This is a genomic window from Ruegeria profundi (assembly GCF_049800715.1).
Taxonomy (GTDB): domain Bacteria; phylum Pseudomonadota; class Alphaproteobacteria; order Rhodobacterales; family Rhodobacteraceae; genus Ruegeria; species Ruegeria profundi_A.
Genome location: NZ_JBNAFO010000001.1, coordinates 352,003 through 373,244 on the forward strand (window position 1 = coordinate 352,003; position 21,242 = coordinate 373,244).

General features: G+C 59.3%; 25 protein-coding genes. 19 read left to right on the forward strand and 6 right to left on the reverse strand.

Annotated features, from left to right (window positions below):
* Positions 1 to 149: 149 nt before the first annotated feature.
* The 10 genes from ACP15L_RS01730 to ACP15L_RS01775 all read left to right on the forward strand — a co-directional run bounded on the left by ACP15L_RS01730 (position 150) and on the right by ACP15L_RS01775 (position 10,129).
* On the forward strand, positions 150 to 1,280 hold the full coding sequence (locus ACP15L_RS01730; RefSeq protein WP_425082892.1) for a bifunctional 2-C-methyl-D-erythritol 4-phosphate cytidylyltransferase/2-C-methyl-D-erythritol 2,4-cyclodiphosphate synthase: 1,131 nt from the start codon (positions 150 to 152) through the stop codon (positions 1,278 to 1,280).
* Positions 1,277 to 1,774 carry a phosphatidylglycerophosphatase A family protein gene (locus tag ACP15L_RS01735; protein WP_425082893.1) on the forward strand — a complete coding sequence of 166 codons (498 nt, stop codon included), beginning with the start codon at positions 1,277 to 1,279 and terminating at the stop codon, positions 1,772 to 1,774. The genes ACP15L_RS01730 and ACP15L_RS01735 overlap by 4 nt, the downstream gene beginning before the upstream one ends.
* Positions 1,771 to 2,247: a CinA family protein gene (locus ACP15L_RS01740; protein ID WP_425082894.1), complete on the forward strand. Its 477-nt coding sequence runs from the start codon at positions 1,771 to 1,773 to the stop codon at positions 2,245 to 2,247. The genes ACP15L_RS01735 and ACP15L_RS01740 overlap by 4 nt, the downstream gene beginning before the upstream one ends.
* 198 nt (positions 2,248 to 2,445) lie before the next feature.
* Positions 2,446 to 3,627, forward strand: coding sequence for an ammonium transporter (locus tag ACP15L_RS01745; protein ID WP_425082895.1), 1,182 nt, complete (start codon positions 2,446 to 2,448; stop codon positions 3,625 to 3,627).
* A 141-nt stretch (positions 3,628 to 3,768) separates the two neighbouring features.
* Positions 3,769 to 4,446, forward strand: a complete 678-nt coding sequence (locus ACP15L_RS01750) for an orotate phosphoribosyltransferase (RefSeq protein WP_425082896.1) — start codon at positions 3,769 to 3,771, stop codon at positions 4,444 to 4,446.
* Positions 4,447 to 4,705: 259 nt separating this feature from the next.
* Positions 4,706 to 6,196, forward strand: a complete 1,491-nt coding sequence (locus ACP15L_RS01755) for a replicative DNA helicase (RefSeq protein WP_209253720.1) — start codon at positions 4,706 to 4,708, stop codon at positions 6,194 to 6,196.
* Positions 6,197 to 6,302: 106 nt separating this feature from the next.
* Positions 6,303 to 7,346 (forward strand): Hint domain-containing protein, encoded by a 1,044-nt coding sequence (locus ACP15L_RS01760; RefSeq protein ID WP_425082897.1) that lies wholly within the window; start codon positions 6,303 to 6,305, stop codon positions 7,344 to 7,346.
* 226 nt (positions 7,347 to 7,572) lie between these two features.
* Entirely contained in the window at positions 7,573 to 8,607 is a 1,035-nt protein-coding gene (gene alr, locus ACP15L_RS01765) for an alanine racemase (protein WP_425082898.1), read from the forward strand.
* Positions 8,604 to 9,386 carry an MlaE family ABC transporter permease gene (locus ACP15L_RS01770; protein ID WP_170548344.1) on the forward strand — a complete coding sequence of 261 codons (783 nt, stop codon included), beginning with the start codon at positions 8,604 to 8,606 and terminating at the stop codon, positions 9,384 to 9,386. The genes alr and ACP15L_RS01770 overlap by 4 nt, the downstream gene beginning before the upstream one ends.
* Complete coding sequence (locus tag ACP15L_RS01775; protein WP_425082899.1) at positions 9,383 to 10,129, forward strand: ABC transporter ATP-binding protein; 747 nt, start codon at positions 9,383 to 9,385, stop codon at positions 10,127 to 10,129. The genes ACP15L_RS01770 and ACP15L_RS01775 overlap by 4 nt, the downstream gene beginning before the upstream one ends.
* Here ACP15L_RS01775 and ACP15L_RS01780 read toward each other — a convergent pair.
* Positions 10,126 to 10,554: an acyl-CoA thioesterase gene (locus tag ACP15L_RS01780; RefSeq protein WP_425082900.1), complete on the reverse strand. Its 429-nt coding sequence runs from the start codon at positions 10,552 to 10,554 to the stop codon at positions 10,126 to 10,128. The genes ACP15L_RS01775 and ACP15L_RS01780 overlap by 4 nt on opposite strands.
* A gap of 105 nt (positions 10,555 to 10,659) precedes the next feature.
* Here ACP15L_RS01780 and ACP15L_RS01785 point away from each other — a divergent pair, with 105 nt between their 5' ends.
* The 4 genes from ACP15L_RS01785 to ACP15L_RS01800 all read left to right on the forward strand — a co-directional run bounded on the left by ACP15L_RS01785 (position 10,660) and on the right by ACP15L_RS01800 (position 14,161).
* Positions 10,660 to 11,106, forward strand: a complete 447-nt coding sequence (locus ACP15L_RS01785) for a paraquat-inducible protein A (RefSeq protein WP_425082901.1) — start codon at positions 10,660 to 10,662, stop codon at positions 11,104 to 11,106.
* Positions 11,107 to 11,262: 156 nt separating this feature from the next.
* Entirely contained in the window at positions 11,263 to 12,045 is a 783-nt protein-coding gene (locus tag ACP15L_RS01790) for a DNA repair protein (protein WP_425082902.1), read from the forward strand.
* A gap of 120 nt (positions 12,046 to 12,165) precedes the next feature.
* Positions 12,166 to 13,530, forward strand: a complete 1,365-nt coding sequence (gene radA / locus ACP15L_RS01795) for a DNA repair protein RadA (RefSeq protein WP_170458573.1) — start codon at positions 12,166 to 12,168, stop codon at positions 13,528 to 13,530.
* A gap of 40 nt (positions 13,531 to 13,570) precedes the next feature.
* On the forward strand, positions 13,571 to 14,161 hold the full coding sequence (locus tag ACP15L_RS01800; RefSeq protein WP_170373879.1) for a CvpA family protein: 591 nt from the start codon (positions 13,571 to 13,573) through the stop codon (positions 14,159 to 14,161).
* 95 nt (positions 14,162 to 14,256) lie between these two features.
* Here ACP15L_RS01800 and ACP15L_RS01805 read toward each other — a convergent pair whose 3' ends face one another.
* Entirely contained in the window at positions 14,257 to 14,403 is a 147-nt protein-coding gene (locus ACP15L_RS01805; protein WP_425082903.1) for a hypothetical protein, read from the reverse strand.
* Positions 14,404 to 14,761: 358 nt separating this feature from the next.
* Here ACP15L_RS01805 and purF point away from each other — a divergent pair, with 358 nt between their 5' ends.
* The 3 genes from purF (at position 14,762) to ACP15L_RS01820 (ending at position 17,442) form a co-directional block, all read left to right on the forward strand.
* Entirely contained in the window at positions 14,762 to 16,285 is a 1,524-nt protein-coding gene (purF, locus tag ACP15L_RS01810) for an amidophosphoribosyltransferase (protein ID WP_425082904.1), read from the forward strand.
* A gap of 221 nt (positions 16,286 to 16,506) precedes the next feature.
* The gene (locus tag ACP15L_RS01815; protein WP_170373882.1) at positions 16,507 to 16,755 is read left to right on the forward strand and encodes a hypothetical protein; all 249 of its coding nucleotides are present in this window, start codon (positions 16,507 to 16,509) and stop codon (positions 16,753 to 16,755) included.
* Positions 16,756 to 16,797: 42 nt separating this feature from the next.
* Positions 16,798 to 17,442, forward strand: a complete 645-nt coding sequence (locus ACP15L_RS01820; RefSeq protein ID WP_425082905.1) for an SDR family NAD(P)-dependent oxidoreductase — start codon at positions 16,798 to 16,800, stop codon at positions 17,440 to 17,442.
* 59 nt (positions 17,443 to 17,501) lie between these two features.
* On the opposite strand, the gene ACP15L_RS01825 is transcribed toward ACP15L_RS01820, so the two are convergent.
* The 4 genes from ACP15L_RS01825 to ACP15L_RS01840 form a co-directional block, all read right to left on the reverse strand.
* Entirely contained in the window at positions 17,502 to 18,344 is an 843-nt protein-coding gene (locus tag ACP15L_RS01825; protein WP_425082906.1) for an ATP-binding protein, read from the reverse strand.
* Between the two features lie 119 nt (positions 18,345 to 18,463).
* Positions 18,464 to 19,339, reverse strand: a complete 876-nt coding sequence (tatC, locus tag ACP15L_RS01830; RefSeq protein ID WP_170483497.1) for a twin-arginine translocase subunit TatC — start codon at positions 19,337 to 19,339, stop codon at positions 18,464 to 18,466.
* Complete coding sequence (tatB, locus tag ACP15L_RS01835; RefSeq protein WP_170641881.1) at positions 19,336 to 19,794, reverse strand: Sec-independent protein translocase protein TatB; 459 nt, start codon at positions 19,792 to 19,794, stop codon at positions 19,336 to 19,338. Before tatB ends, tatC begins: the two co-directional genes overlap by 4 nt.
* Positions 19,795 to 19,800: 6 nt before the next feature.
* Positions 19,801 to 20,016 (reverse strand): twin-arginine translocase TatA/TatE family subunit, encoded by a 216-nt coding sequence (locus ACP15L_RS01840; protein WP_170373887.1) that lies wholly within the window; start codon positions 20,014 to 20,016, stop codon positions 19,801 to 19,803.
* 218 nt (positions 20,017 to 20,234) lie between these two features.
* Here ACP15L_RS01840 and ACP15L_RS01845 point away from each other — a divergent pair, with 218 nt between their 5' ends.
* The gene (locus ACP15L_RS01845; protein WP_425082907.1) at positions 20,235 to 20,537 is read left to right on the forward strand and encodes a hypothetical protein; all 303 of its coding nucleotides are present in this window, start codon (positions 20,235 to 20,237) and stop codon (positions 20,535 to 20,537) included.
* 21 nt (positions 20,538 to 20,558) lie between these two features.
* Positions 20,559 to 21,230 carry a helix-turn-helix transcriptional regulator gene (locus tag ACP15L_RS01850; RefSeq protein ID WP_425082908.1) on the forward strand — a complete coding sequence of 224 codons (672 nt, stop codon included), beginning with the start codon at positions 20,559 to 20,561 and terminating at the stop codon, positions 21,228 to 21,230.
* The last annotated feature ends 12 nt before the right edge of the window (positions 21,231 to 21,242 follow it).

The following is a 21,242-nucleotide window of genomic DNA, read 5'->3' on the forward strand; positions in this document are numbered from 1 at the left end:
ATCGAATTCGAAGCATATGAACAACAAAACGACGGCCATCAAGCCTGCAAAATCATCACATGCCTATTTTTTAATCACATTACCATGGGTGATTGCCTCTGCATTCACCGCCCCCTAAACAATGCGGAGCATTCCGGAGAAACCCGACCATGACCACAGCCGCCATAATCGTTGCCGCAGGGCGTGGATTGCGCGCCGGAGGCGGCACGCCCAAGCAATGGCGCGCGCTGGCCGGTCGACGCGTAGCGGATTGGACAATCGACCGGTTTCGCGGCCTCGTCGACTACATTGTTTTGGTCCTGTCGGACGAAGACGCCCCGACCTGGGAAGAGTTTCGCGAGACCGACTTAATACTGGCCACAGGTGGTGCGGACCGGGCAGGATCGGTTCGTAACGGGTTGCAAGCATTGGAAAATCACCAAGTGACCCGCGTACTGATCCATGACGTGGCACGGCCCTGTGTCTCGGCACATCTCATTCAAAACGTCCTGAACGCGCTGGATACCCACCAGGCCGCGGCCCCCGGCTTACCCGTTACGGATGCACTTTGGATTGGGCATGATGGCTCGGTTTCTGGCACGCAGGACCGCAGCAACCTGTTTGCGGCGCAGACCCCTCAGGGGTTTCACTACGATGCCATAGTCAAAGCGCATGCCGCGCATCCCGGAGGCGCCGCCGATGATGTTGAGGTCGCGCGGGCCGCAGGTCTTGAGGTTTGCATTGTGCCGGGCGATGCGGACAATCTGAAAATCACCCGCCCTGAGGATTTTGCACGGGTGGAACGTATAATGGGAACGACTATGGATGTGAGGCTGGGTAACGGCTATGACGTGCATCGTTTTGGCGATGGCGATCACGTGATCCTCTGCGGCGTGAAAGTCCCGCATGAGCGCGGGTTACAAGGGCATTCCGACGCGGATGTCGGTATGCACGCGGTCACCGACGCGATCTACGGCGCGCTGGTGCAAGGGGATATCGGCCAGCACTTCCCGCCCTCGGACCCGCAATGGAAAGGCGCGGCAAGCGAGATCTTCCTGCGCCATGCGGTCGAGCTGGCAGAGACGATGGGCTACCGCATCTCGAATGTCGATTGTACGCTGGTCTGTGAACACCCCAAGATCGGCCCTCATGCCCCCAAAATGAAAGAAGAAATGTCTAAAATCATGGGATTGCGTGCTGATCAGGTTTCGGTCAAGGCCACCACGTCCGAGCGTCTGGGCTTTACCGGTCGTAGCGAAGGCATTGCGGCGCTCGCCACGGCATGTCTGGTGAAAGCATGAACATCGCGCGTCTGATCGGAACCGTCTGCGGCGTCGGATATCTGCGCCCTGCCCCCGGCACATGGGGATCGCTTGCGGCTCTGCCTCTGGTCTGGGTGCTGCATGTTTTGGGCGGCTTCCCCCTGCTCGTGCTTGCGACGCTCGTCGTGTTCATCGCGGGCCTTTGGGCCACAAAGGTGATTACCGCCGGGCAAGAGGATCACGACCCGTCCGAGATCGTCGTCGACGAGGTCGCAGGCCAGTTCATCGCGCTCTGGGCCATTTCCTACCCCAGCTGGGCGCATGGGATCGAGATCACCGCGCTCTGGCCCGGTTGGGTCGCGGGGTTCCTACTATTCCGGCTGTTCGACATCACCAAGCCCGGCCCGGTCGGCTGGGCCGATCGCAAAGGAGACGCAATGGGCGTCATGCTGGACGATGTGATCGCCGGGGTCTTTGCCGCCATTGGTGTGATGGTTCTCGCCGGGATCGCACATGGAGTGCTGGGCCTATGACCGTAACCGAGCTTCTGGACCGTGCAAAAGCCCAAGGCGTCATGATCGCAACCGCCGAAAGCTGCACGGGCGGCATGGTGGCTACTGCCTTGACCGACATCCCCGGCAGCTCGGCCGTGGTGGACCGGGGTTTCGTCACCTACACCAACGATGCCAAGCAGCAGATGCTTGGTGTGCGCGGAGAGACACTGAACGCCTATGGCGCGGTCTCAGAGCAGGTCGCACAAGAAATGGCCGATGGCGCACTGAGGCAGTCGCGCGCGCAACTGGCCGTGTCGATCACTGGCATCGCAGGCCCCGGAGGGTCAGAATTCAAACCCGAAGGTCGGGTGTGCTTTGGCCTTGCTGCCGCAGGGCAACCCACGCGCACCGAAACTGTCGAGTTCGGCGCTCTGGGGCGCGAAAGGGTTCGTCAGGCCGCGCGGGATCATGCACTGAAAATGCTTTATTTCGGCCTTTCGCAATCCGCTTAAATTTACAGCAAAGACGTCACCATGACGCAAAATTATGCGTCAGTTGACAAAAAGCCGTCAAAATAGGCGTCTTTTTGCACCTCTGCCTCTTTTTTCCCCGATCCAGCTCAGCTTCAACCCGCCGCACACCACTCACGAGGTGTCGGCCGTGGCGGTTTGCCCGGCCGACGCCCAAACGGCAAAAAAGGAGACCGGCCCATGAACGGAGCCGATACAGCCTGGATCATTGTGGCAACCGCACTGGTCCTGTTCATGACATTGCCGGGCCTTGCCCTGTTCTATGGCGGGCTTGTGCGTGCCCGAAATGTCCTCAGCGTGTTTATGCACTGCTTCTCGATTGCCTGTTTAATGAGCATCCTTTGGCTGGTCGCGGGTTATTCCATCGCCTTCGGGCCCGGTGAAAGCGGGTTCTGGGGTGGATTGGGCAAAGCGTTCCTGAACGGGGTCGATGCCGAAAGCCTGGCGGGCACCCTACCCGAAATCCTATTCTTTGCCTTCCAGATGACCTTCGCGATCATCACCCCCGCCCTGATCGTCGGCGCCTATGTCGAGCGGGTCGGCTTTGGCTTTGTCCTCACCTTCTCGGGCCTGTGGATGCTGCTGTGCTATGCGCCGGTGGTCCACTGGATCTGGGGCGGTGGGATGCTGTCCTATGGCGGCATTCTGGGTGAGATCGGCGTGCGCGACTTTGCTGGCGGCATTGTTGTTCACGAGACCGCGGGTCTGGCCGCGCTGATCATCGCCGTGATCCTCGGCCCACGCCGCAACCGCACGACGCCTCCGCACAATCCGGGCTTTGTCATGATCGGCGCCGCGATGTTGTGGGTCGGCTGGTTCGGTTTCAACGGCGGTTCGCAACTGGCCGCTGACGGAGGCGCCGCGATGGCCATGACCGTCACACATCTGTCCGCCGCAACTGCATCCCTGACCTGGGCACTGTGGGAGAAGATCCGTTTTGGCAAAGCCTCGATGGTTGGTCTGGTCACAGGCACCATTGCAGGTCTGGCCTCGATCACTCCGGCCTCGGGCTTTGTGGGTCCGGTGCAGGCGCTGATCATCGGGGCCGTTGCAGGTGTACTGTGCCAGGAGGCCGTCTTTGTCATCCGCAACAAACTGAACATCGACGACACACTGGACGTCTTTGCCGTGCACGGTGTCGGGGGCATCTTTGGCACCCTGATGATTGCGCTGTTCGGTCTGGGCACATGGACAGCACAGCTTGGAGGCCTCGTGATTGTGGGTGCCTTTACGGCAGTTGTAACCTTTGTGTTGATTAAGGTGGTTGCAGCCATCACCCCGCTTCGCGTAGACGCCGAGACCGAGACAAATGGCCTCGACCTGTCGGTCCACGGCGAGCGTGCCTATGACATGAGCAGCTAAGCCCACCTTAGTTGCCCATTGCCCGCAAGGGCAAAAGCGGACCTGTCTCGGGTCCGCTTTTTCTTTGTTCGGCCCTCTCGACTCCGGGCCGATGGACAGGCTATCAGCCCGCAACACTCTTTCAGCCCCGAGGTTTGCGCCATGATCCCCAGTTCATTTCCCGACAGCTCTGAAATCGCCCGCCTGACCGCGCGGATGCTGCTGGAGATCAAGGCCGTGCATTTCAACTCGCGTGAGCCGTTCACGCTGGCCTCGGGCCTGCCCAGCCCTACTTATATCGATTGCCGCAAGCTGATCTCATACCCCCGTATCCGCTCGACCCTGATGGACTTCCTGACCGTCACCGTTATGCGCGACGCGGGGTTCGAGGCGTTCGACAATATTGCAGGCGGTGAGACAGCGGGCATCCCCTTTGCCGCCATGGTCGCCGAGCGTATGGCCCTGCCCATGACCTATGTGCGCAAGAAGCCCAAAGGCTATGGTCGCAATGCCCGCATCGAAGGGGCGATGAGCGAAGGGGAACGCGTGCTGCTGGTCGAGGATCTGACCACCGATGGCGGGTCGAAACTGTCCTTCGTGGATGCGATCCGTGAAACGGGCGCGACCTGCGGCCATACCGCGGTGATCTTCTACTACGGCATCTTCCCCGAGACCGAGAAGACCCTCGGCGATCACGGCGTGAAGCTGCATTCGCTGTGCACTTGGTGGGATGTTCTGGCCGAGGCCAAGGCGCAAAAGGCCTTTGACGAAGAGACCCTTAGCGAAGTCGAGGCCTTCCTGAACGACCCGCGCGGGTGGCAGGACGCGAATAAATCGTAAAATTCGGCCTGTGGGTAAGCTGGGGATAGTTGATTTTCGAATCGATCCAAAGCGCGCCTATCTAGTCGAATTTCGCGCCCATCACACCAAATGTTGCGATAGCTTTCGTCCCGTGCAAAACTGGGCGGAAGTTATCCCCATTCAGATGGGCAGTTATCCCGAAGCCGGGGGCGGTTATCCCAACTTACCCCCATTCATTTGCAGATAGCTTGAACCGGGGCTTGGCGTGTAGAACCTCGGAACGGGCAGCGGGGACAAGATGAACGAGATCAGCAGTATCGAGCAGGCAGCGGCGCAGATTCAGAACGCCGAGACCATGCCGCATTCCATTGAGGCCGAGCAGCAGCTTCTGGGCGCGATCCTGACCAATAACGACCTCTATGACCGGGTGGCTTCGATCATCGGTGCGGAGCATTTCTACGACCCGGTTCACTCACGGATCTATGAGGTCGCGGCCAATCGCATCGCCAAGAATGCGCTGGCTTCACCCGTGACGTTGAAATCCTTCATGGCGGATGACGAGGGCCTGAAGGAGTTGGGCGGGCCCGCCTATCTGGTCAAACTCGCCGGGGCCTCGATCAGTGCCTTCGCGGTGCATGACTATGCCCAGATGATCTATGACCTCGCCATTCGACGCGAGTTGATCCGGCTGGGCCGGGATATCTCAGACAAGGCCGCGCGGGTCGATGTGTCCAGCGAGCCCAAAGAACAAATCGTCGAGGCCGAGCAACAGCTCTATCAGCTTTCCGAGCAGGGCCAGACCGAACAGGGTTTCCAATCCTTCCTCAAGGCGGTCACAGAAGCCGTCAACGTCACCAACGAGGCGTACCAGCGCGGTGGCGGCATGGCGGGGATTTCCACCGGTCTGGCCGACTTGGACAAACAGCTTGGGGGCTTGCACCCTTCGGACCTGATCATTCTCGCGGGTCGTCCGTCGATGGGGAAAACCTCGCTGGCGACCAACGTGGCGTTCAACGTGGCCAAGGCTTACAAGCGCGGGTTGAAACCCGATGGCAGCGAAGGCGCGATTGATGGCGGCGTCGTGGGCTTCTTCTCGCTCGAGATGAGCGCCGAACAGCTGGCAGGTCGTGTTCTGGCCGAAGCCTCGGAAATCTCCAGCCACAAGATCCGTCAAGGTGACATGACCGAGGCCGAGTTCCGCCGTTTCGTCGATGCCGCTAAGGAACTGGAAGCCTGCCCTCTGTTCATTGACGACACACCTGCCCTGCCGATCTCACAGCTTGCCGCCCGCGCACGGCGTTTGAAGCGGACGCATGGACTGGACCTGCTGGTCATCGACTATCTGCAGCTGTGCCGGGGCATGTCCGACAACCGCGTCAACGAAATCGCCGAGATTTCGATGGGCATGAAAGCGATTGCCAAGGAACTGAACATCCCCGTCATCGCCTTGTCCCAGCTGAGCCGTCAGGTAGAAAGCCGCGACGACAAACGCCCGCAGCTATCTGATCTACGGGAATCGGGCTCGATCGAACAGGATGCCGACGTGGTGATGTTCGTGTTCCGCGAGGAATACTACAAAGAACGCGAAAAGCCCGGCGATCACGAGTTGGACAAGATGGAAGAGTGGAAACAGGCCATGGAGCGCCTGCATGGCAAGGCCGAGGTCATCGTCGGCAAGCAGCGCCACGGCCCCATCGGCACGGTCGAGTTGTCGTTCGAGGCGCAGTTCACCCGTTTTGGCAATCTGGTCAAGCCCTGGCAACAGGGCGGCGAGATTGAAGGTTACTAAAAGTCACCTTAAATTTCCAAATAGCCGATTTTGAATGCCAATCGTCGTGTGTTAGTGTGTACTGAATGACGGCACGTACTGCCGGATTTTAGCAAGGCCTACGTCATTGCCCGCAATCATCTCGGAAATACGATACAGAAACGGGCCAAATTTTGCGCCAGACGGCGATTTCATCGAAATCCGCGTTCCGACCGGTACGGATGTCTCGGACCTGAGGGTTCAAGTTTACAACGCCAATGGCTCCGTCCGAAGCTCCACGGATGTCGACACTGCGCCGGTGAACACGGTCAGCGGTTTCGACTATTACGTGGTCTCTGCCCGCATCAATCGTCTTGGCGCGGTGTCGCTGGACGACAATGGCACTGTGCTCAGTTTTGTGTCCTTCGACAATGAGGTCACCGCAACACAAGGCGCCGCCAGCGGGCAGACCTCTACCCAGATCGGCAGCAACGGAACAGATGACACCTCGTCTCTTACTTCGACCGATGGGGTGAATTTCGTCGAAAACCCCAACCCAAGCCCCGGCGCGCCCTGTTTCACAGCAGGCACTCTGATCGGCACGCCACGTGGCAAGGTTCCCGTTGAGGCACTCTGCGCCGGAGATCAGGTTCTGACCGAAGATGGCCCGCCCGAGACCCTGCGTATGACCCTGTCGCGCAGCCTGAACCGGGCCGAGTTGATAAAGACACCGCACCTGTTTCCGGTGCGCATCGTCTCTGGCGTGCTTGGACAGTCACTGCCGAAACGTGATCTTCTGGTCTCGCGCCAGCATCGGATGCTGATCCGGTCTCCGATTGCGCAGCGCATGTTCGGGACCGAATCCGTTTTGGTCTCGGCTATTCAATTGACCCGAATGCCCGGCGTTTTCGTCGACACCAGTGTCTCGCAGGTGACCTATCACCACCTTGTGTTCGACCGCCACGTGGTGCTGTTTGCCGAAGACGCGCCCAGTGAAAGTCTATTTACCGGCCCGCAGGCGCTGCAATCCATGGATGACGCCTCACGGGAGGAGTTGATGCTGCTGTTCCCGCAGCTTGCACTCTTTGCCGCCCCGCAGCCCGCGCGCTACATTCCAAGCAAAAAGCGCCAGCGCAAATTGGTGACCCGGCATCTTAACAACAACAAGCCCCTGCTTGACGAGCGGCGATAAGACAGGCCACCTGCGTGGGTCGCTCTGAACGATCCGCCGCTCAAAGGACTTTTGACTTGTATCGCTGCACAATCCCAGTGCGCGCATCACTGCCAGTCAAAAGCCCCTCAATCCTGCCCAAATTCCTGCGGTAGATGGCTGTATGCCGCCTATCTTGCAGATTTTCCTGACAGGTTGTGTACGATCCCCTCTTGACCTGCCGCTTTCCAGTGTCATGAACAACTCCATGAGTACCGCACGTTTGACGATCAATCTTCAGGCGCTCGCCAGCAACTGGCGGGCGCTCGATGCTAAAACGGATGTCGAAACCGGCGCCGTAGTTAAGGCCGACGCCTATGGTCTTGGGGCCGAACCTGTCGCCTGGTCATTGGCCGAGGAAGGTGTCCGCAAGTTCTTTGTCGCCGTCGCCGAAGAAGGCGCAGACGTTCGCGAGGCGGTCGGGCCCGGCCCGATGATCGCTGTATTCTCAGGTCATATGGACGGGGATACCGAGCTGCTGCGCGATCACGACCTGACACCCTTGATCAACTCGGGCGAGCAATTCCAACGCCACCAACAGGCTCTGCCTGAACATAGGTTCGGCATCCAGCTTGACACCGGCATGAACCGTCTGGGGTTGGAGCCCGCCGACTGGGCCGAGTTGCGCCCCAAGGCCGAGGCGTTGAACCCGGCGGTTGTGATGTCCCATCTGGCCTGCGCGGACGAGCCGGACCACCCGATGAACCAGCAGCAGCTGACCGCGTTTCGCGGGATGACTGATGGTATGACGGCCCCACGGTCTCTGGCCGCGACCGGAGGCACTTTGCTGGGACCTGAATTCCACTTTGACTTCTGCCGCCCGGGCATTGGCCTTTACGGCGGGATGCCCTTTGCCGAGGCCAAGCCCGTCGTCACCGTCGATCTGCCGGTCGTGCAGGTGCGCGACGTCGCGGTTGGAGAGACCGTGGGCTACGGCAACAGCTGGACGGCACGCCGCCCGTCAAAGATTGCCACCGTCACCGCCGGATATGCCGACGGCCTGCACCGTGCCATCGGCGGCGGTATTGACGCCTTCGCAGGCAACCAACCCTGCCCGGTTGTCGGTCGCATCTCGATGGATCTGATCACCATCGATGTCACCGATCTGGGCTTTGAGCCCGAGAAACTGCGCATCCTTAACGGACATCAGACCGTTGACGATTTGGCCGAGGCTGCAGGTACAATCGGCTATGAAATCCTAACATCAATGGGCCGCCGTTATTCACGAGGGTACGTGGAATGAACCCGCTGTCTCTGCTGGGTGGGCTGGGCCGCACAGTTCTGACTCTGCTGGCCGCGTTTGGGCGCGTGACCCTGTTTGCGCTGGATTCACTGTCGCATATCCTGCGCCCGCCCTACTACCCGCGCGAGATCGCGATGGCGCTGCTGAATATCGGCTGGCTGTCGCTGCCCGTGGTCGGCCTGACCGCCATCTTTACCGGCGGCGCATTGGCCCTGCAGATCTACGCAGGCGGCGCACGGTTCAATGCCGAGGCCGTGGTCCCTCAGATCGTTGCCATCGGCATGGTACGAGAGCTTGGACCGGTGCTGGTCGGTCTGATGATCGCGGCGCGCGTGACCTCCTCTATCGCGGCCGAAATTGCTACGATGAAAGTGACTGAGCAGATTGACGCGCTGGTCACCCTGTCTACCCATCCGATGAAGTACTTGACCGCCCCGCGCGTGCTGGCGGCGCTGATCACGGTGCCGATTCTTGTCGGTATCGGCGACATCATAGGCATCATGGGCGGCTACACTGTGGCGACACAGAACCTCGGGTTCAACCCGGCTGCCTATCTGCAAAACACGGTCAACTTCCTTGAAACCCGCGACATCGTCTCATCCCTTGTCAAGGGTGCTGCCTTCGGCCTGATCGCGGCCATCATGGGCTGTTATTACGGTATGAACTCGGGCCGAGGCGCACAAGGCGTGGGCCGCGCCACCAAAGGCTCGGTCGAGGCAGCAGCCGTGCTGATCCTCGCTGCCAACTTCGTTCTGACAGGAGTGTTCTTCTCGCTATGATCCGGATGGAGAACGTCAAAAAGTCCTTTGATGACAACCACGTGCTGCAGGGCATGAACCTTGAGATCACCAAGGGCACCTCAATGGTCATCATCGGTGGGTCCGGCACGGGCAAATCGGTCGCGCTGAAATGTATCCTCGGCCTGATCAAGCCCGACAGCGGTGTGATCTATGTCGATGGCAAGGACGCCAGCAAGGGCGACCGCGACGCGTTTCTGGCGCGCTTTGGCATGTTGTTCCAGGGTGCGGCGCTGTTCGACTCGCTGCCCGTCTGGCAGAACGTTGCCTTCCGCCTGCTACGAGGCTCGCTGAAACGCCCCACGGATGAGGCGCGCGAGATCGCCATCGAGAAACTCCGTCGTGTGGGCCTGAAATCCAACGTCGCCGACCGCTTTCCGTCCGAGCTGTCGGGCGGGATGCAGAAACGTGTGGGCCTTGCCCGCGCCATCGCCGCCGAGCCCGAGATCATCTTTTTCGACGAGCCCACGACGGGGCTGGACCCAATCATGTCCGGCGTCATCAACGATCTGATCCGCGAGATCGTGACCGAGATGGGCGCAACCGCCATGACCATCACCCACGACATGACATCCGTCCGCGCAATCGCCGACAACGTGGCGATGCTGCATGACGGGGTGATCCAGTGGACCGGGCCTGTTGGGCAGATGGATGCTTCGGGCGATCCGTACCTGGAGCAGTTCATCAGCGGGAGTGCGGAAGGGCCGATTGAGGCGGTGCGTTAATCTTCGCTCTTTGCCATCCACCTAGTCGAACGTTCGATAACGTCGTGCGGAATAACTTCTGCGCGCCTTGTCTGCAGGTTGAGCAAGAGGCATTTGAAAATAGTGGAAAAAGTCGTTTCACTGTCCGCAACTCGAATTAGTTTGAGACTGAAGGTCATGGATTTCGTTCCTACCTCCAGGATTTCGCTTTCCATCTGGATCGCTTCGCCGGCACTCAATTCCGAACGGAAATTGCTGTCTGCATGGACCACCGCAAAGGATAGCTTTCGCCCCGAACGCATGTCTTCGGCCGTAAGCCCCAGCTCTGCCTGCAACGCAAAAACGGAATCCGAGCATGCCGCAAAATACTTGGACACATTCATATGCCCCAGAAAATCACAGTCCGATGGATCGACGATTGACTTGTAGGCCACAAAACCCGACATCGTTCCTCCCCGTCTAAAAAATAACTCATTGGCAAGCACTGGTTTAAGTTAACCATAACAAAACATCGCCGCAAAAATCTGAAATCTCGCCGAGACGCACAGCCAATGACCCTCCGCCTCGCCACCCTCTCCCTCCTGATCCTCTACCCGATCGCGTGGTTCGCCCCACTGATGCGTGCGGGTCTGCTACCGATCTTCGGACTTTCCGAAATCAGCGTCATCACTGGCCTCCAATCTCTCTGGAAATCCGACATCTTCCTCGCGCTGATCGTCACCGTCTTCGCCCTCTTCGCGCCCTACATTAAAACCATCGGTACCGCCCTGATCCAATGGGACCTGCTAGATGCCCGCGTCCAACCCGCACTGAACATCCTCGGCAAGCTCGCCATGGCCGATATCTTCCTCATCGCGCTCTACATCACGCTGGCCAAGGGGATCTCTTACGCGACCATCGAGACGGCCTGGGGCCTCTACCTGTTTACCGGCTGCATTCTGGCCTCGATCGCGCTGGGATATATTACCGAGATGACATCCACTTCACGAAAAGCTTAGACCGTGTTGATTGAAAACACATTTCTAAGTATCATCTCTATATTTCGAGCAGCAAAGTTCTAGTCGTGTACGGGTCCGCAGAGGATCACCTTGCGTGTTTGATTTGTCCTCCGCTTCGGCCCGATTTGTATCGGTTTGAGAAGGAGATGGACGACCATGCCCGCCCTCAACAACATTACATTGCAATTTCAGAATGCCTTTTTAAGACTGACTTTTTTCATGATCTGCATCGCAGCCCTCTGCGCGGTGGTTGCAACCTCACTTTCGGCGCTGGGGGTTTTGCCCTGGCTGTCCCTTCAGGCCGGATTCGGCCAGACCGGCGTGATCGACGCTGGTATTTTTGTTCAGATCGGCCTGACCTGCCTGATTCTCATGCTGGGCTTTTACCTGCCCTCCAGCGCCCGGATGATGGCGCTCGAGAATGCGCACAGGAAGTTTTCGCTGAACATGCAGGACATCGTCGAGGCATACCAGATCGCCCACGCCGCCGACCGCAGCGGCGTTTTCGCTCTGGCCTCGGAATTCGATGCGGTCAAGGAGCGTATGGCCTTTCTACGCGACCACCCCGACCTTCAGGCTTTGGAACCAGAGATACTGGAAACGGCCGCTCAGATGAGCCAGATCAGCCACGAACTGGCCGAAACCTATGGCAACGAGCGGGTCGAACGCGCGCGCACCTTCCTGAAACAACGGCAGGAAGAGGTCGAACTGTTCCAGCAACGGATCGAGGATGCCCAGACCATCCTGCACGAACTCAGCCAATGGACCCGCGATATCGAGATCGAGGAATCCATCGCCAAATCCCAACTGTCACGACTACGGGATGAACTGTTCGAACTTCTACCCGAGCTTTCGGCACAATTGCAGACACCACCCGACGGCAGCGACCCAAGCGCCTCCAGCGTGGTCGCCATGTCGCCCCCTCGCGCGGCGGAATAGGCGCGTTAGCGCCCGGCGCACCCGATGGCCCATAGGGCCTGAGGGCGCGGCGCGCTACCGGCGGAGATGAAAGCCCGCAAGGGCTTGAAGAACCGCCCGTCCTCGGGCACCAAAGGCCTCATGGCAAAGACGACTTCTTTCTCCTGTTCGGCCTGCGGTGCGACACATACAAGATGGTCCGGGCGGTGCGACGCCTGCGGCGAATGGAACACGATCACTCAGGACGTGCCCCTGTCGGCGGGCCCGGCCAAGAAATCCCTCGGCGGCAAGCGGGGCCAGTCCATTGCACTCACGGACTTGTCGACCGAGGAGACCCCGCCACCCCGTACACTCAGCGGGGTGGATGAGCTTGACCGCGTTCTGGGCGGCGGCCTCGTCCCCGCCTCGGCCCTGCTCGTGGGCGGAGACCCCGGTATCGGCAAATCCACCCTTCTGCTGCAAGCCGCCGCTCGGTTCGCGCGCGCGGGCGTCAAAACGATCTATGTCTCGGGGGAAGAAGCCAGCGCGCAGGTCCGTATGCGTGCTCGCCGTTTGGGGCTCGAGGACGCGCCGGTCCAACTGGCGGCAGAAACCAATCTGCGCAATATCCTGACGACGCTTGAGGCTGAAAAACCCGGCCTCGCCATCATCGACTCGATTCAGACCATGTGGGCCGACAATGTGGACAGCGCGCCCGGCTCGGTGTCACAAGTCCGGGCCGCTGCGCATGAATTGACCACGTTTGCGAAACGACACGGTGTTTCGATCGTGATGGTCGGCCATGTCACTAAAGAGGGCCAGATCGCAGGCCCGCGCGTCGTCGAACATATGGTCGACACCGTTCTCTATTTTGAGGGCGAACGCGGCCACCAGTTCCGTATCCTGCGCGCGGTCAAAAACCGTTTCGGCCCCGCAGATGAGATTGGCGTGTTCGAGATGACGGGCAAAGGGTTGGCGCAGGTCACCAACCCCTCGGCCCTGTTCCTGTCCGAACGCGGCACGCCGAGCCCCGGCTCGGCCGTCTTTGCCGGGATCGAAGGTACTCGCCCCGTTTTGGTGGAATTGCAGGCACTCGTCGCCCCGTCACCGCATTCGCAACCCCGCCGTACCGTCGTCGGCTGGGACAGCGGACGGCTGGCGATGATCCTCGCCGTGCTCGAGGCCCGCTGCGGCATCCCCTTCGCGGGTCTCGACGTCTATCTGAACGTGGCTGGAGGGATGAAGGTCAGTGAACCCGCCGCCGATCTGGCTGTTGCCGCAGCGTTACTAAGTGCACGCGAAGACAGCGCCCTGCCCGCTGATACGGTCGTTTTCGGAGAAATCTCGCTGTCCGGGGCACTTAGACCGGCCCCTCAGACCGAAAACAGGTTGAAAGAAGCACAAAAACTTGGTTTCACATCGGCAATCGCTCCGGCGGGCGGCAAAACCGGTACTGTGGCAGGTCTGACACTCACCCGACCCTCTGATTTGGTTGGGTTTGTTGGCGAAACCTTCGGAGCAGGTTAAAGTCCCGCCCTGAGGGGCAGAAAAAGAACAGGCGAGGGCCATGGAAGGTTTTACAATTATTGACGGGGTTGTGGCCCTGATCATCGTGCTGTCAGGCATTCTGGCCTATTCGCGCGGTTTCATGCGCGAGGTTCTTGCCATCGCGGGTTGGGTGGCAGCAGCTGTCCTCGCATTCATCTTCGCACCGCAGGCCGTGCCGCTGGTCAAAGAAATCCCGGTGGTCGGAGACTTCCTGCGCGACAGCTGCGAATTGTCCGTCATCACCGGCTTTGCAGCCGTGTTTGCAATCGCCCTGATCATCGTCAGCATTTTCACGCCGCTATTTTCATCGCTGGTGCAACGGTCGGCACTGGGTGGTCTGGATCAGGCGCTTGGCTTCTTCTTCGGCATAGCGCGGGGCATCCTGCTGGTCGCTATCGCGTTCTTTGTCTACGACACCGTGATGACCGGCCAGTCCTACACGCTTGTAGACGAAAGCCGCTCGGCCAAGGTGTTCGAACAGTTCAGCACCCAGATCGAAGAACAAAACCCCGAGGCAGCGCTGGGTTGGGTCACGGCACAATACGAAGAGCTGGTGGCCAGCTGCACCGCAGGCGACGCGGCCCCTGCTGCGGAAACCACCGACAGCTAATTCATACAGAATGTTATTCGAAAAGCCCGGCCTCGCGCCGGGCTTTTTTCATTGAACGAACCCCTCACCCCCGCAGACCGTACAGCGAGTGGTTTTCAAACCGAAACAGCCATCACAGCGGCTGGAAATCGGTTTACCCAGAATATCACGGCTTTTGACCACTTCACCTGCCCCTTTGCAAATCGGGCACGGCGCACGCCCCATGCCGCGGCACCGATGGCAGCGCCTTTTGGGCGGCTCATCTTTCTTGTTTGGTGAGCGTTCCTGCCACATTCTGGCCCCCTCCCCGATAAGATCCGCGATGAAATTATGCATATGTCAGCACAAATGAATTCATATGTCACCACGCCGCAACTGAAGAAATCGGAACTGCGGCCTATAGAAATGTGATCCTTTGATGACAGCCGCGTTCTAAGGCAGTATGTGGAGGCCAAACTGCCACGGAATCGGAGCTGTCGGGTTTGTCCTTTCAATGTTCATCTGCCTGCAATGCGGTGATGATGCACCGTTTGGCCTGCAAGATGCGAACGGTACGACCCCTCCCTATCCGGCCGTCACTCAACCCTCTGGTCAAAACGTCATAGTAATTGGAGCCCGTAAATGTGTGGGATTTTGGGGATCGCAAGCCGGACACATGATGTGTTTGCGGAAATCTATGACGGGCTGCTGATGCTGCAGCACCGGGGGCAGGATGCCTCGGGGATCGTCACATACAACGGTGAGTTCTTTCGCGAGAAAAAAGCCAACGGTCTGGTCAAGGACGTGTTCAACGCGACGGATGCCGAAACGCTTCTGGGCAAGGTTGGAATGGGCCATGTGCGCTATCCCACCGCTGGGTCGCTCAGCGCGTCCGAGGCGCAGCCATTCTTCGTCAACGCACCCTACGGGATATATCTGGTCCATAACGGCAACATCACCAACACCGCCGAGCAGCGCGAAAAGGTCACCGGCAAATACAGCCGTCACCTGCGCACGACCTCAGATTCCGAGATCCTGCTGAACGTTCTCGCCGACAAAGTGGCCGACGCGATCAAAGTGAACGGAAACGCAGAACCCATTCGCAACATCTTTGCCGGCGTGAAGATGACAATGGAACGTGTGCAGGGTGCCTACTCGGTCATTTGCCTTGTTGCTGGCGTCGGCATGCTGGCCTTCCGCGACCCGCACGGCATTCGTCCGCTTTCGGTTGCAATTCGTGAGACCGAGGGCGACGGCAATGACTACGCCTTCGCCTCTGAGGATGTGGCCTTTGGCATCAACGGCTTTACCAAGATCCGTGACCTGAACCCGGGCGAGGCTATCCTGATTGATCTGGACGGCAACATGCACGAGTTTCAGGCCGTCGAAGGCAAGTTGACGCCCTGTATCTTCGAATATGTCTACCTCGCCCGTCCGGATTCCCTGCTGGACGGCGTCTCGGTCTACAAAACCCAGATGCGAATGGGGCAAACGCTGGCCAAGCAGATTCAGGACTCGGGTCTGCAGATCGACCGGATCATCCCGGTTCCCGACAGCGCCCGCCCCGTGGCGCTGGAGGCTGCCAAGATCACCGGCATCCCCTATCGCGAAGGTCTGGTGAAGAACCGCTATGTCGGTCGGACCTTCATCATGCCCGGTCAGGAAGAGCGGCAGAAATCCGTTCGCCGCAAGCTGAACGCCATTCCGCTGGAGTTCAAGGATCACAAAGTCCTGCTGATCGACGACTCGATCGTGCGCGGCAATACGATCAAGAAGATCGTTCAGATGTGTCGTGAGGCCGGGGCCAAGAAGGTCTATATCGCCAGCGCCTCGCCCCCGGTGAAATACCCCAATGTCTATGGCATCGACATGCCCACCAAGCACGAGTTGATCGCCAACGGCAAAGAGATCGAAGAGATTCGCGAAGAACTGGGAGCAGATGCTCTGTTCTATCAGAACCTCGACGATCTGATCTGGGCCGCCAAAGAAGGCAACCCTGAGATCGAGGCGTTCGACTGTTCCTGCTTTGACGGAAACTACATCACCGGCAGTGTTAGCGGTGACTATCTTGACAGTCTCGAAAACAGCACGCGCGTCAGCAAAAAGCGCGAAGACATGCAGGTTGTTGGCGGGTCTTGGAACGCGGCGAAACTGGCGTCGGGCTAAAGATACAACGCGAATCAGAAAACAACACAGGCCGTGGGCATCGCCACGGCTTTGGCTGGATTTTGCCGATAGGAATGGCCTGATTGCAAAGGCTTCCGGCCGCCTCACCTCACCGTGATCTGATGAGAGCGGGGTGATCTTTTGATTTACTTTGCGGTTTGGTAGGCAGCACTTCACCACCACTCACACAAGGGGTTCGAACCGGGTTCGAACCGCAGAAAATGCCAAATGCCAATGTCAAAAGCGCGGCCACGCAGCGGGGCGCGTTGAAAAGAAATTCGGTCTCGGTTCTGGGTGTCTTTGGCCCGAAAGCCGACCTGCGCGCGTTGATGCGCCTGTCTTCGGGGCGTGTGAAAGAGGTCAAGCCGGGCAGCCGCGTGGCCTCGGGCACCGTTGTCGCCATTGATGAACACGGGATCATGCTGCGACAAAGCGGCCAGACCCGCCGGATTGGAATTCCAGGGGGCTAGCGCCCTCTTGACGACCCGCGCGCGGGCGTTCAAACCGCTGCAATGACCGATCAGACCAAAATTGCCCTCGTCACTGGGGCCTCTCGCGGGTTGGGCGCAGCCCTGGCCGAAGCGCTGGCCCCCGAGTATCACATCGTCGCCGTCGCCCGTACCACCGGCGGGTTGGAAGAGCTGGACGACCGGATCAAAGCCAAGGGCGGTTCGGCCACCCTTGCGCCCATGGACATCACCGATCCAAACGCGATGGCCACCCTGTGCAGAGGTATTCATGATCGCTGGGGCAAAGTGGATTTGTGGCTGCACACGGCCGTCCACACCTCGGCCCTCACACCGGCGCATTTCGTTGATTCCAAAGAGTGGACAAAGGCGATGAACACCAACGCCAATGCCACCTCGGTCCTGATCCCTTATGTGACGCCTCTATTGGGTGAGGCCGGGCATGCCGTGTTCTTTGATGACCCCAAAGCGGGCGAGAAGTTCTACGGCATCTACGGCGCCACCAAGGCCGCCCAGATGGCTCTGGCACACAGTTGGCAGGTTGAGACTGAACGGACTGGGCCCAAAGTGTCGATTGTGGAGCCCGCTCCGATGCCGACGGCCGTGCGCGCGCGGTTTCACCCCGGTGAGGATCGCGATGTGCTGACCAGCACAGCGGACGAAGCGGCTCGGATTCTGGCGTTGTTGTAGGGAATGGCCCTTTGGGCCATGCCTCCGGCGGAGGTATTTTTAGCCAGATGAAGCTGGGATCACGCGATATGGACGCCGTTGCGCCCGGCGAGATCGACGAAGAATTGCCAGGCAACACGGCCCGAGCGTGACCCGCGCGTCGCCTGCCATTCGATGGCTTCCGCACGTAGGGTGTCCGGGTCGACCGACACCTTGTAGGCGGCGCAGTAACGGTCGATCATGGCCAGATATTCATCCTGATCACAGGGGTGGAAGCCGAGCCAAAGCCCGAAACGGTCGGACAGCGAGACCTTTTCTTCGACCGCTTCCGACGGGTTGATAGCGCTGGAGCGTTCGTTCTCGATCATGTCCCGTGGCATCAGGTGGCGACGGTTCGAGGTGGCGTAGAACACCACGTTTTCCGGGCGGCCTTCAATGCCGCCATCCAATACAGCCTTGAGCGACTTATAGTGCTGGTCATCGTGGCTGAACGACAGGTCATCGCAGAACAGGATGAACCGGTGCGGCGCGGCGCGCAGGTGGTTCAACAGGCGCGCGACCGAGTTCATGTCTTCGCGTTGAAGCTCGACCAGTTTCAGGTTTGCATACTCGGTTTGCAGCGTGCCGTGGACGGCCTTTACGAGGCTGGATTTGCCCATCCCTCGCGCGCCCCAAAGCAGTGCGTTGTTGGCCTTGTACCCCGCCGCAAAGCGCCTTGTGTTGTCCAACAGCGTATCGCGCGAACGGTTAATGCCCACCAACAGATCCAGATCCACGCGGTTGACCTTAGGGACAGGCTCTAGCCGGTCAGGCTCAACTTGCCAGACGAAGGCCGGCGCGGCATTGAAGTCCGGTGCGGCCAGAGGGGCCGGAGCCATCCGCTCTAAAGCGTCGGCGATACGGTTCAGGGCTTGAGTGTCCATGGTGGCCTCCGGGGTCTTATTCCGACGATGTCAAACCACGTTCGGCTTTAGGCAACAAGGGGTTCCAATGAAAAAGGCGCGCCTGTCATGGGCGCGCCTGTCTTGAAAACAGCAGGGGATTACTTCCCGTCTTCTTCCTGCATCAGGTCTTCATCCGCTTCGGCCTCGTCATCATAGTAGCCATCCGCGCGGAGTTGTTCTTCGCGTTTCTTTTCGACACGCGCCACAAGGAAGATCGACACCTCATAAAGGCCGTAGACCACTACGAACAGAATGATCTGTGTGATCACGTCGGGAGGCGTCACGAGCGCAGCAAGCACCAGAATGGCGACTACCGCGTATTTACGTACACTCCCCAGCCCCTCAGCCGTGACCAGCCCCGCCTTGCCCATCAGCGTAAGCAACACGGGCAGTTGGAAACACAACCCGAAGGCCACGATGAACTTGATTGTCAGGTTCAGGTATTCCTGAGCGGAGCCTTGGAACACGACGCTCAGCGGTGCAGAGGTGGCGCCATCCACGACGGCCTCGCCTTCCGCGCCAAATTGCTGGAACCCGAGGAAAAAGTCATAGGCCAACGGCGTTACGACGTAGAAAGCGAAGCTTGCCCCCAACAGGAACATGAAGGGCGAGGCCAACATGAACGGCAGGAACGCGTTCTTTTCAGACCTATATAGCCCCGGAGCAACAAAGCGCCACATCTGCATCCCGATGTAGGGGAACGCCAGAATGAAGCCCCCTAGCAGCGACACCTTGATCGCAACAAAGAAGCCTTCCTGCGGCGAGATGAAGATCAGCCCGCAATCCTGCCCACGCTCATTCAACACCTCACACAAAGGATGCGTCAGGAAGTTGAAAAGAGGCGTCGCAACCGTGAAACAGATGATCATACCGATCAAAAACGCCACGACGCAGTGAATGAGTCGTGTGCGCAATTCGGCCAGATGCTCGATCAGCGGGGCCGAGCTGTCTTCGATTTCGTCGGTCTTGCTCATGTCTTGTTCTCAGTGTTCAGCGCGGCTTCGGCCTCTTCGGCTTTGGCCAGCGCATCAGCGGCTTCCTTGGCCTTGCGCTCGGCAGCGGCGCGGGCGGAGGTGGCTTGAATCTTCTTGGCCTGTTCCGCCCGCTCAGCCGCCAGCTTGCCCGTTTCGCTTTCAGGATCGAACTTGGTGGGGTCGATACTGCTGCTCAGATCCTGAGCGGCCTTTTTCACACCGTCCATCGCGCTGTTCACGGGATTCGTGGCCGCGTTCAGACCCTTCTTGATCTCGTTCACACCTGCCTGATCAGCAGCCTCGTTCATGGCGCTGGTGAATTCGCGCGCCATCCCGCGGGCCTTGCCGACAAACCGACCGACATTGCGAAACAGCACGGGCAGGTCTTTCGGTCCCACCACAATCAGGGCAACGATGCCGATGACCAGAAGCTCTGTCCAGCCCAGATCAAACATCCGGGTTTAGACCTTGTCTTTCTCGGTTTCGGGCGTGACGTCCTTGGCCACTTCGGCTGCATCCTGCTCCAGCTCGTCCGCGCCTTCCTTGACGCCTTTCTTGAACGATGTGATGCCTTTGCCAACCTCACCCATCAGCGAGCTGATTTTTCCGCGGCCAAACAGCACCAGCACCACAACAGCGATCAGCAGCAGGCCGGGAAGTCCGATATTGTTGAGCATGTTTATTCTCCTTCTCAAAGGCGCACTGCGCCTGAACCCTTTTCTGACCCCGTGTTTACGCCGCAAGCCGCGTTCTCAAAAGGTGGCCGAGCCAATTCGAGCGGCAAATTTGATGTGATCTTGCCGATTCATGGCCCTCGCTTTTCTCAACTGACAGGTTTATGTCAGGTGTAACCGGCTAGGACAGCGGTATCGCAACCTGGTCAACGGAGAAACACATGACCCATGTCGCCGAAATCGTCACCTTCACCCTGGCCGAGGGCACCTCACCCGAGGCCTTCGTCAAACTCAGCCAATCGACCGAGAGCTTCGTGCGCGCAGCACCCGGCTTTGCCCATCGCCACCTCAGTCAAGGGGAAGACGGTCGCTGGACGGACTATGTCGTTTGGCAAGATATGAAGGCCGCTCGGACGGCGGCTGCAGAATTCCCTCAACAGGAGTTTGCACCGGCCCTGATGGCAGCCATCAACCCCGAAAGCATGCAGATGCGGCATGAGGCAGTCCTATGGAAAATGACCTGACGCAGGTCAGAACGGCGTATTATGCGCCGCACTGATCGACTGTTCGATATCATCCAGATCCTGCGCGACGGCAAACTGCACCGCGCGCAGGACATCGCGGACCGTCTCGAGGTGTCGGTCCGTACGATCTATCGCGATATGGACACATTGGTCGCCTCGGGTGTTCCCGTCGAAGGCGAACGCGGCGTGGGTTACATGGTTCGCGAGCAGATCACCCTGCCCCCACTCAACCTGACCACGGCCGAGCTTGAGGCACTGAACCTCGGAATGGCCATCGTCGCCGAAGCAGCTGACCCGGACCTGAAAGCCGCAGCCGAGTCACTCGCAGAAAAGATTGACGCCGTCCTGCCCACGCAGGTTGTGGCCGAGGCCGATACTTGGAAATTCGCAGTCTACCCCTTCGCCGATGCCGCGCGCGGATTGGCACATATGGCCCCGCTCCGCGCCGCCATCAAATCCCGCCAGAAGCTGCACTTGTCATACCGCCGCATCGACGGCACCTTGACCGAACGCACCATCCGCCCCCTCCATATGGAGTATTGGGGCCGCGTCTGGACCCTCACCGCATGGTGCGAGCTGCGCAACGGCTTTCGCGTTTTTCGCATCGACCTGATCGAAACCGTCACACCCCTGCCCGAGCTATTCGCAGACGAGCCGGGGAAACGCCTAAGTGACTTCGATCCACACGGGTGATCCGCCCTTCAT

Coding starts and splice junctions, on each gene's coding strand:
- tatC (WP_170483497.1), bottom strand. CDS start 19,339: ATGAGCAAGACCGACGAAATCGAAGACAGCTCGGCCCCGCTGATCGAG.
- ACP15L_RS01805 (WP_425082903.1), bottom strand. CDS start 14,403: ATGAGCCGCCCAAAAGGCGCTGCCATCGGTGCCGCGGCATGGGGCGTG.
- ACP15L_RS01820 (WP_425082905.1), top strand. CDS start 16,798: ATGACCGATCAGACCAAAATTGCCCTCGTCACTGGGGCCTCTCGCGGG.
- ACP15L_RS01755 (WP_209253720.1), top strand. CDS start 4,706: ATGAACGAGATCAGCAGTATCGAGCAGGCAGCGGCGCAGATTCAGAAC.
- ACP15L_RS01800 (WP_170373879.1), top strand. CDS start 13,571: ATGGAAGGTTTTACAATTATTGACGGGGTTGTGGCCCTGATCATCGTG.
- ACP15L_RS01825 (WP_425082906.1), bottom strand. CDS start 18,344: ATGGACACTCAAGCCCTGAACCGTATCGCCGACGCTTTAGAGCGGATG.
- ACP15L_RS01845 (WP_425082907.1), top strand. CDS start 20,235: ATGACCCATGTCGCCGAAATCGTCACCTTCACCCTGGCCGAGGGCACC.
- ACP15L_RS01850 (WP_425082908.1), top strand. CDS start 20,559: ATGCGCCGCACTGATCGACTGTTCGATATCATCCAGATCCTGCGCGAC.
- tatB (WP_170641881.1), bottom strand. CDS start 19,794: ATGTTTGATCTGGGCTGGACAGAGCTTCTGGTCATCGGCATCGTTGCC.
- ACP15L_RS01735 (WP_425082893.1), top strand. CDS start 1,277: ATGAACATCGCGCGTCTGATCGGAACCGTCTGCGGCGTCGGATATCTG.
- ACP15L_RS01730 (WP_425082892.1), top strand. CDS start 150: ATGACCACAGCCGCCATAATCGTTGCCGCAGGGCGTGGATTGCGCGCC.
- alr (WP_425082898.1), top strand. CDS start 7,573: ATGAGTACCGCACGTTTGACGATCAATCTTCAGGCGCTCGCCAGCAAC.
- ACP15L_RS01785 (WP_425082901.1), top strand. CDS start 10,660: ATGACCCTCCGCCTCGCCACCCTCTCCCTCCTGATCCTCTACCCGATC.
- radA (WP_170458573.1), top strand. CDS start 12,166: ATGGCAAAGACGACTTCTTTCTCCTGTTCGGCCTGCGGTGCGACACAT.
- ACP15L_RS01745 (WP_425082895.1), top strand. CDS start 2,446: ATGAACGGAGCCGATACAGCCTGGATCATTGTGGCAACCGCACTGGTC.
- purF (WP_425082904.1), top strand. CDS start 14,762: ATGTGTGGGATTTTGGGGATCGCAAGCCGGACACATGATGTGTTTGCG.
- ACP15L_RS01780 (WP_425082900.1), bottom strand. CDS start 10,554: ATGTCGGGTTTTGTGGCCTACAAGTCAATCGTCGATCCATCGGACTGT.
- ACP15L_RS01770 (WP_170548344.1), top strand. CDS start 8,604: ATGAACCCGCTGTCTCTGCTGGGTGGGCTGGGCCGCACAGTTCTGACT.
- ACP15L_RS01815 (WP_170373882.1), top strand. CDS start 16,507: ATGCCAAATGCCAATGTCAAAAGCGCGGCCACGCAGCGGGGCGCGTTG.
- ACP15L_RS01750 (WP_425082896.1), top strand. CDS start 3,769: ATGATCCCCAGTTCATTTCCCGACAGCTCTGAAATCGCCCGCCTGACC.
- ACP15L_RS01740 (WP_425082894.1), top strand. CDS start 1,771: ATGACCGTAACCGAGCTTCTGGACCGTGCAAAAGCCCAAGGCGTCATG.
- ACP15L_RS01840 (WP_170373887.1), bottom strand. CDS start 20,016: ATGCTCAACAATATCGGACTTCCCGGCCTGCTGCTGATCGCTGTTGTG.
- ACP15L_RS01790 (WP_425082902.1), top strand. CDS start 11,263: ATGCCCGCCCTCAACAACATTACATTGCAATTTCAGAATGCCTTTTTA.
- ACP15L_RS01775 (WP_425082899.1), top strand. CDS start 9,383: ATGATCCGGATGGAGAACGTCAAAAAGTCCTTTGATGACAACCACGTG.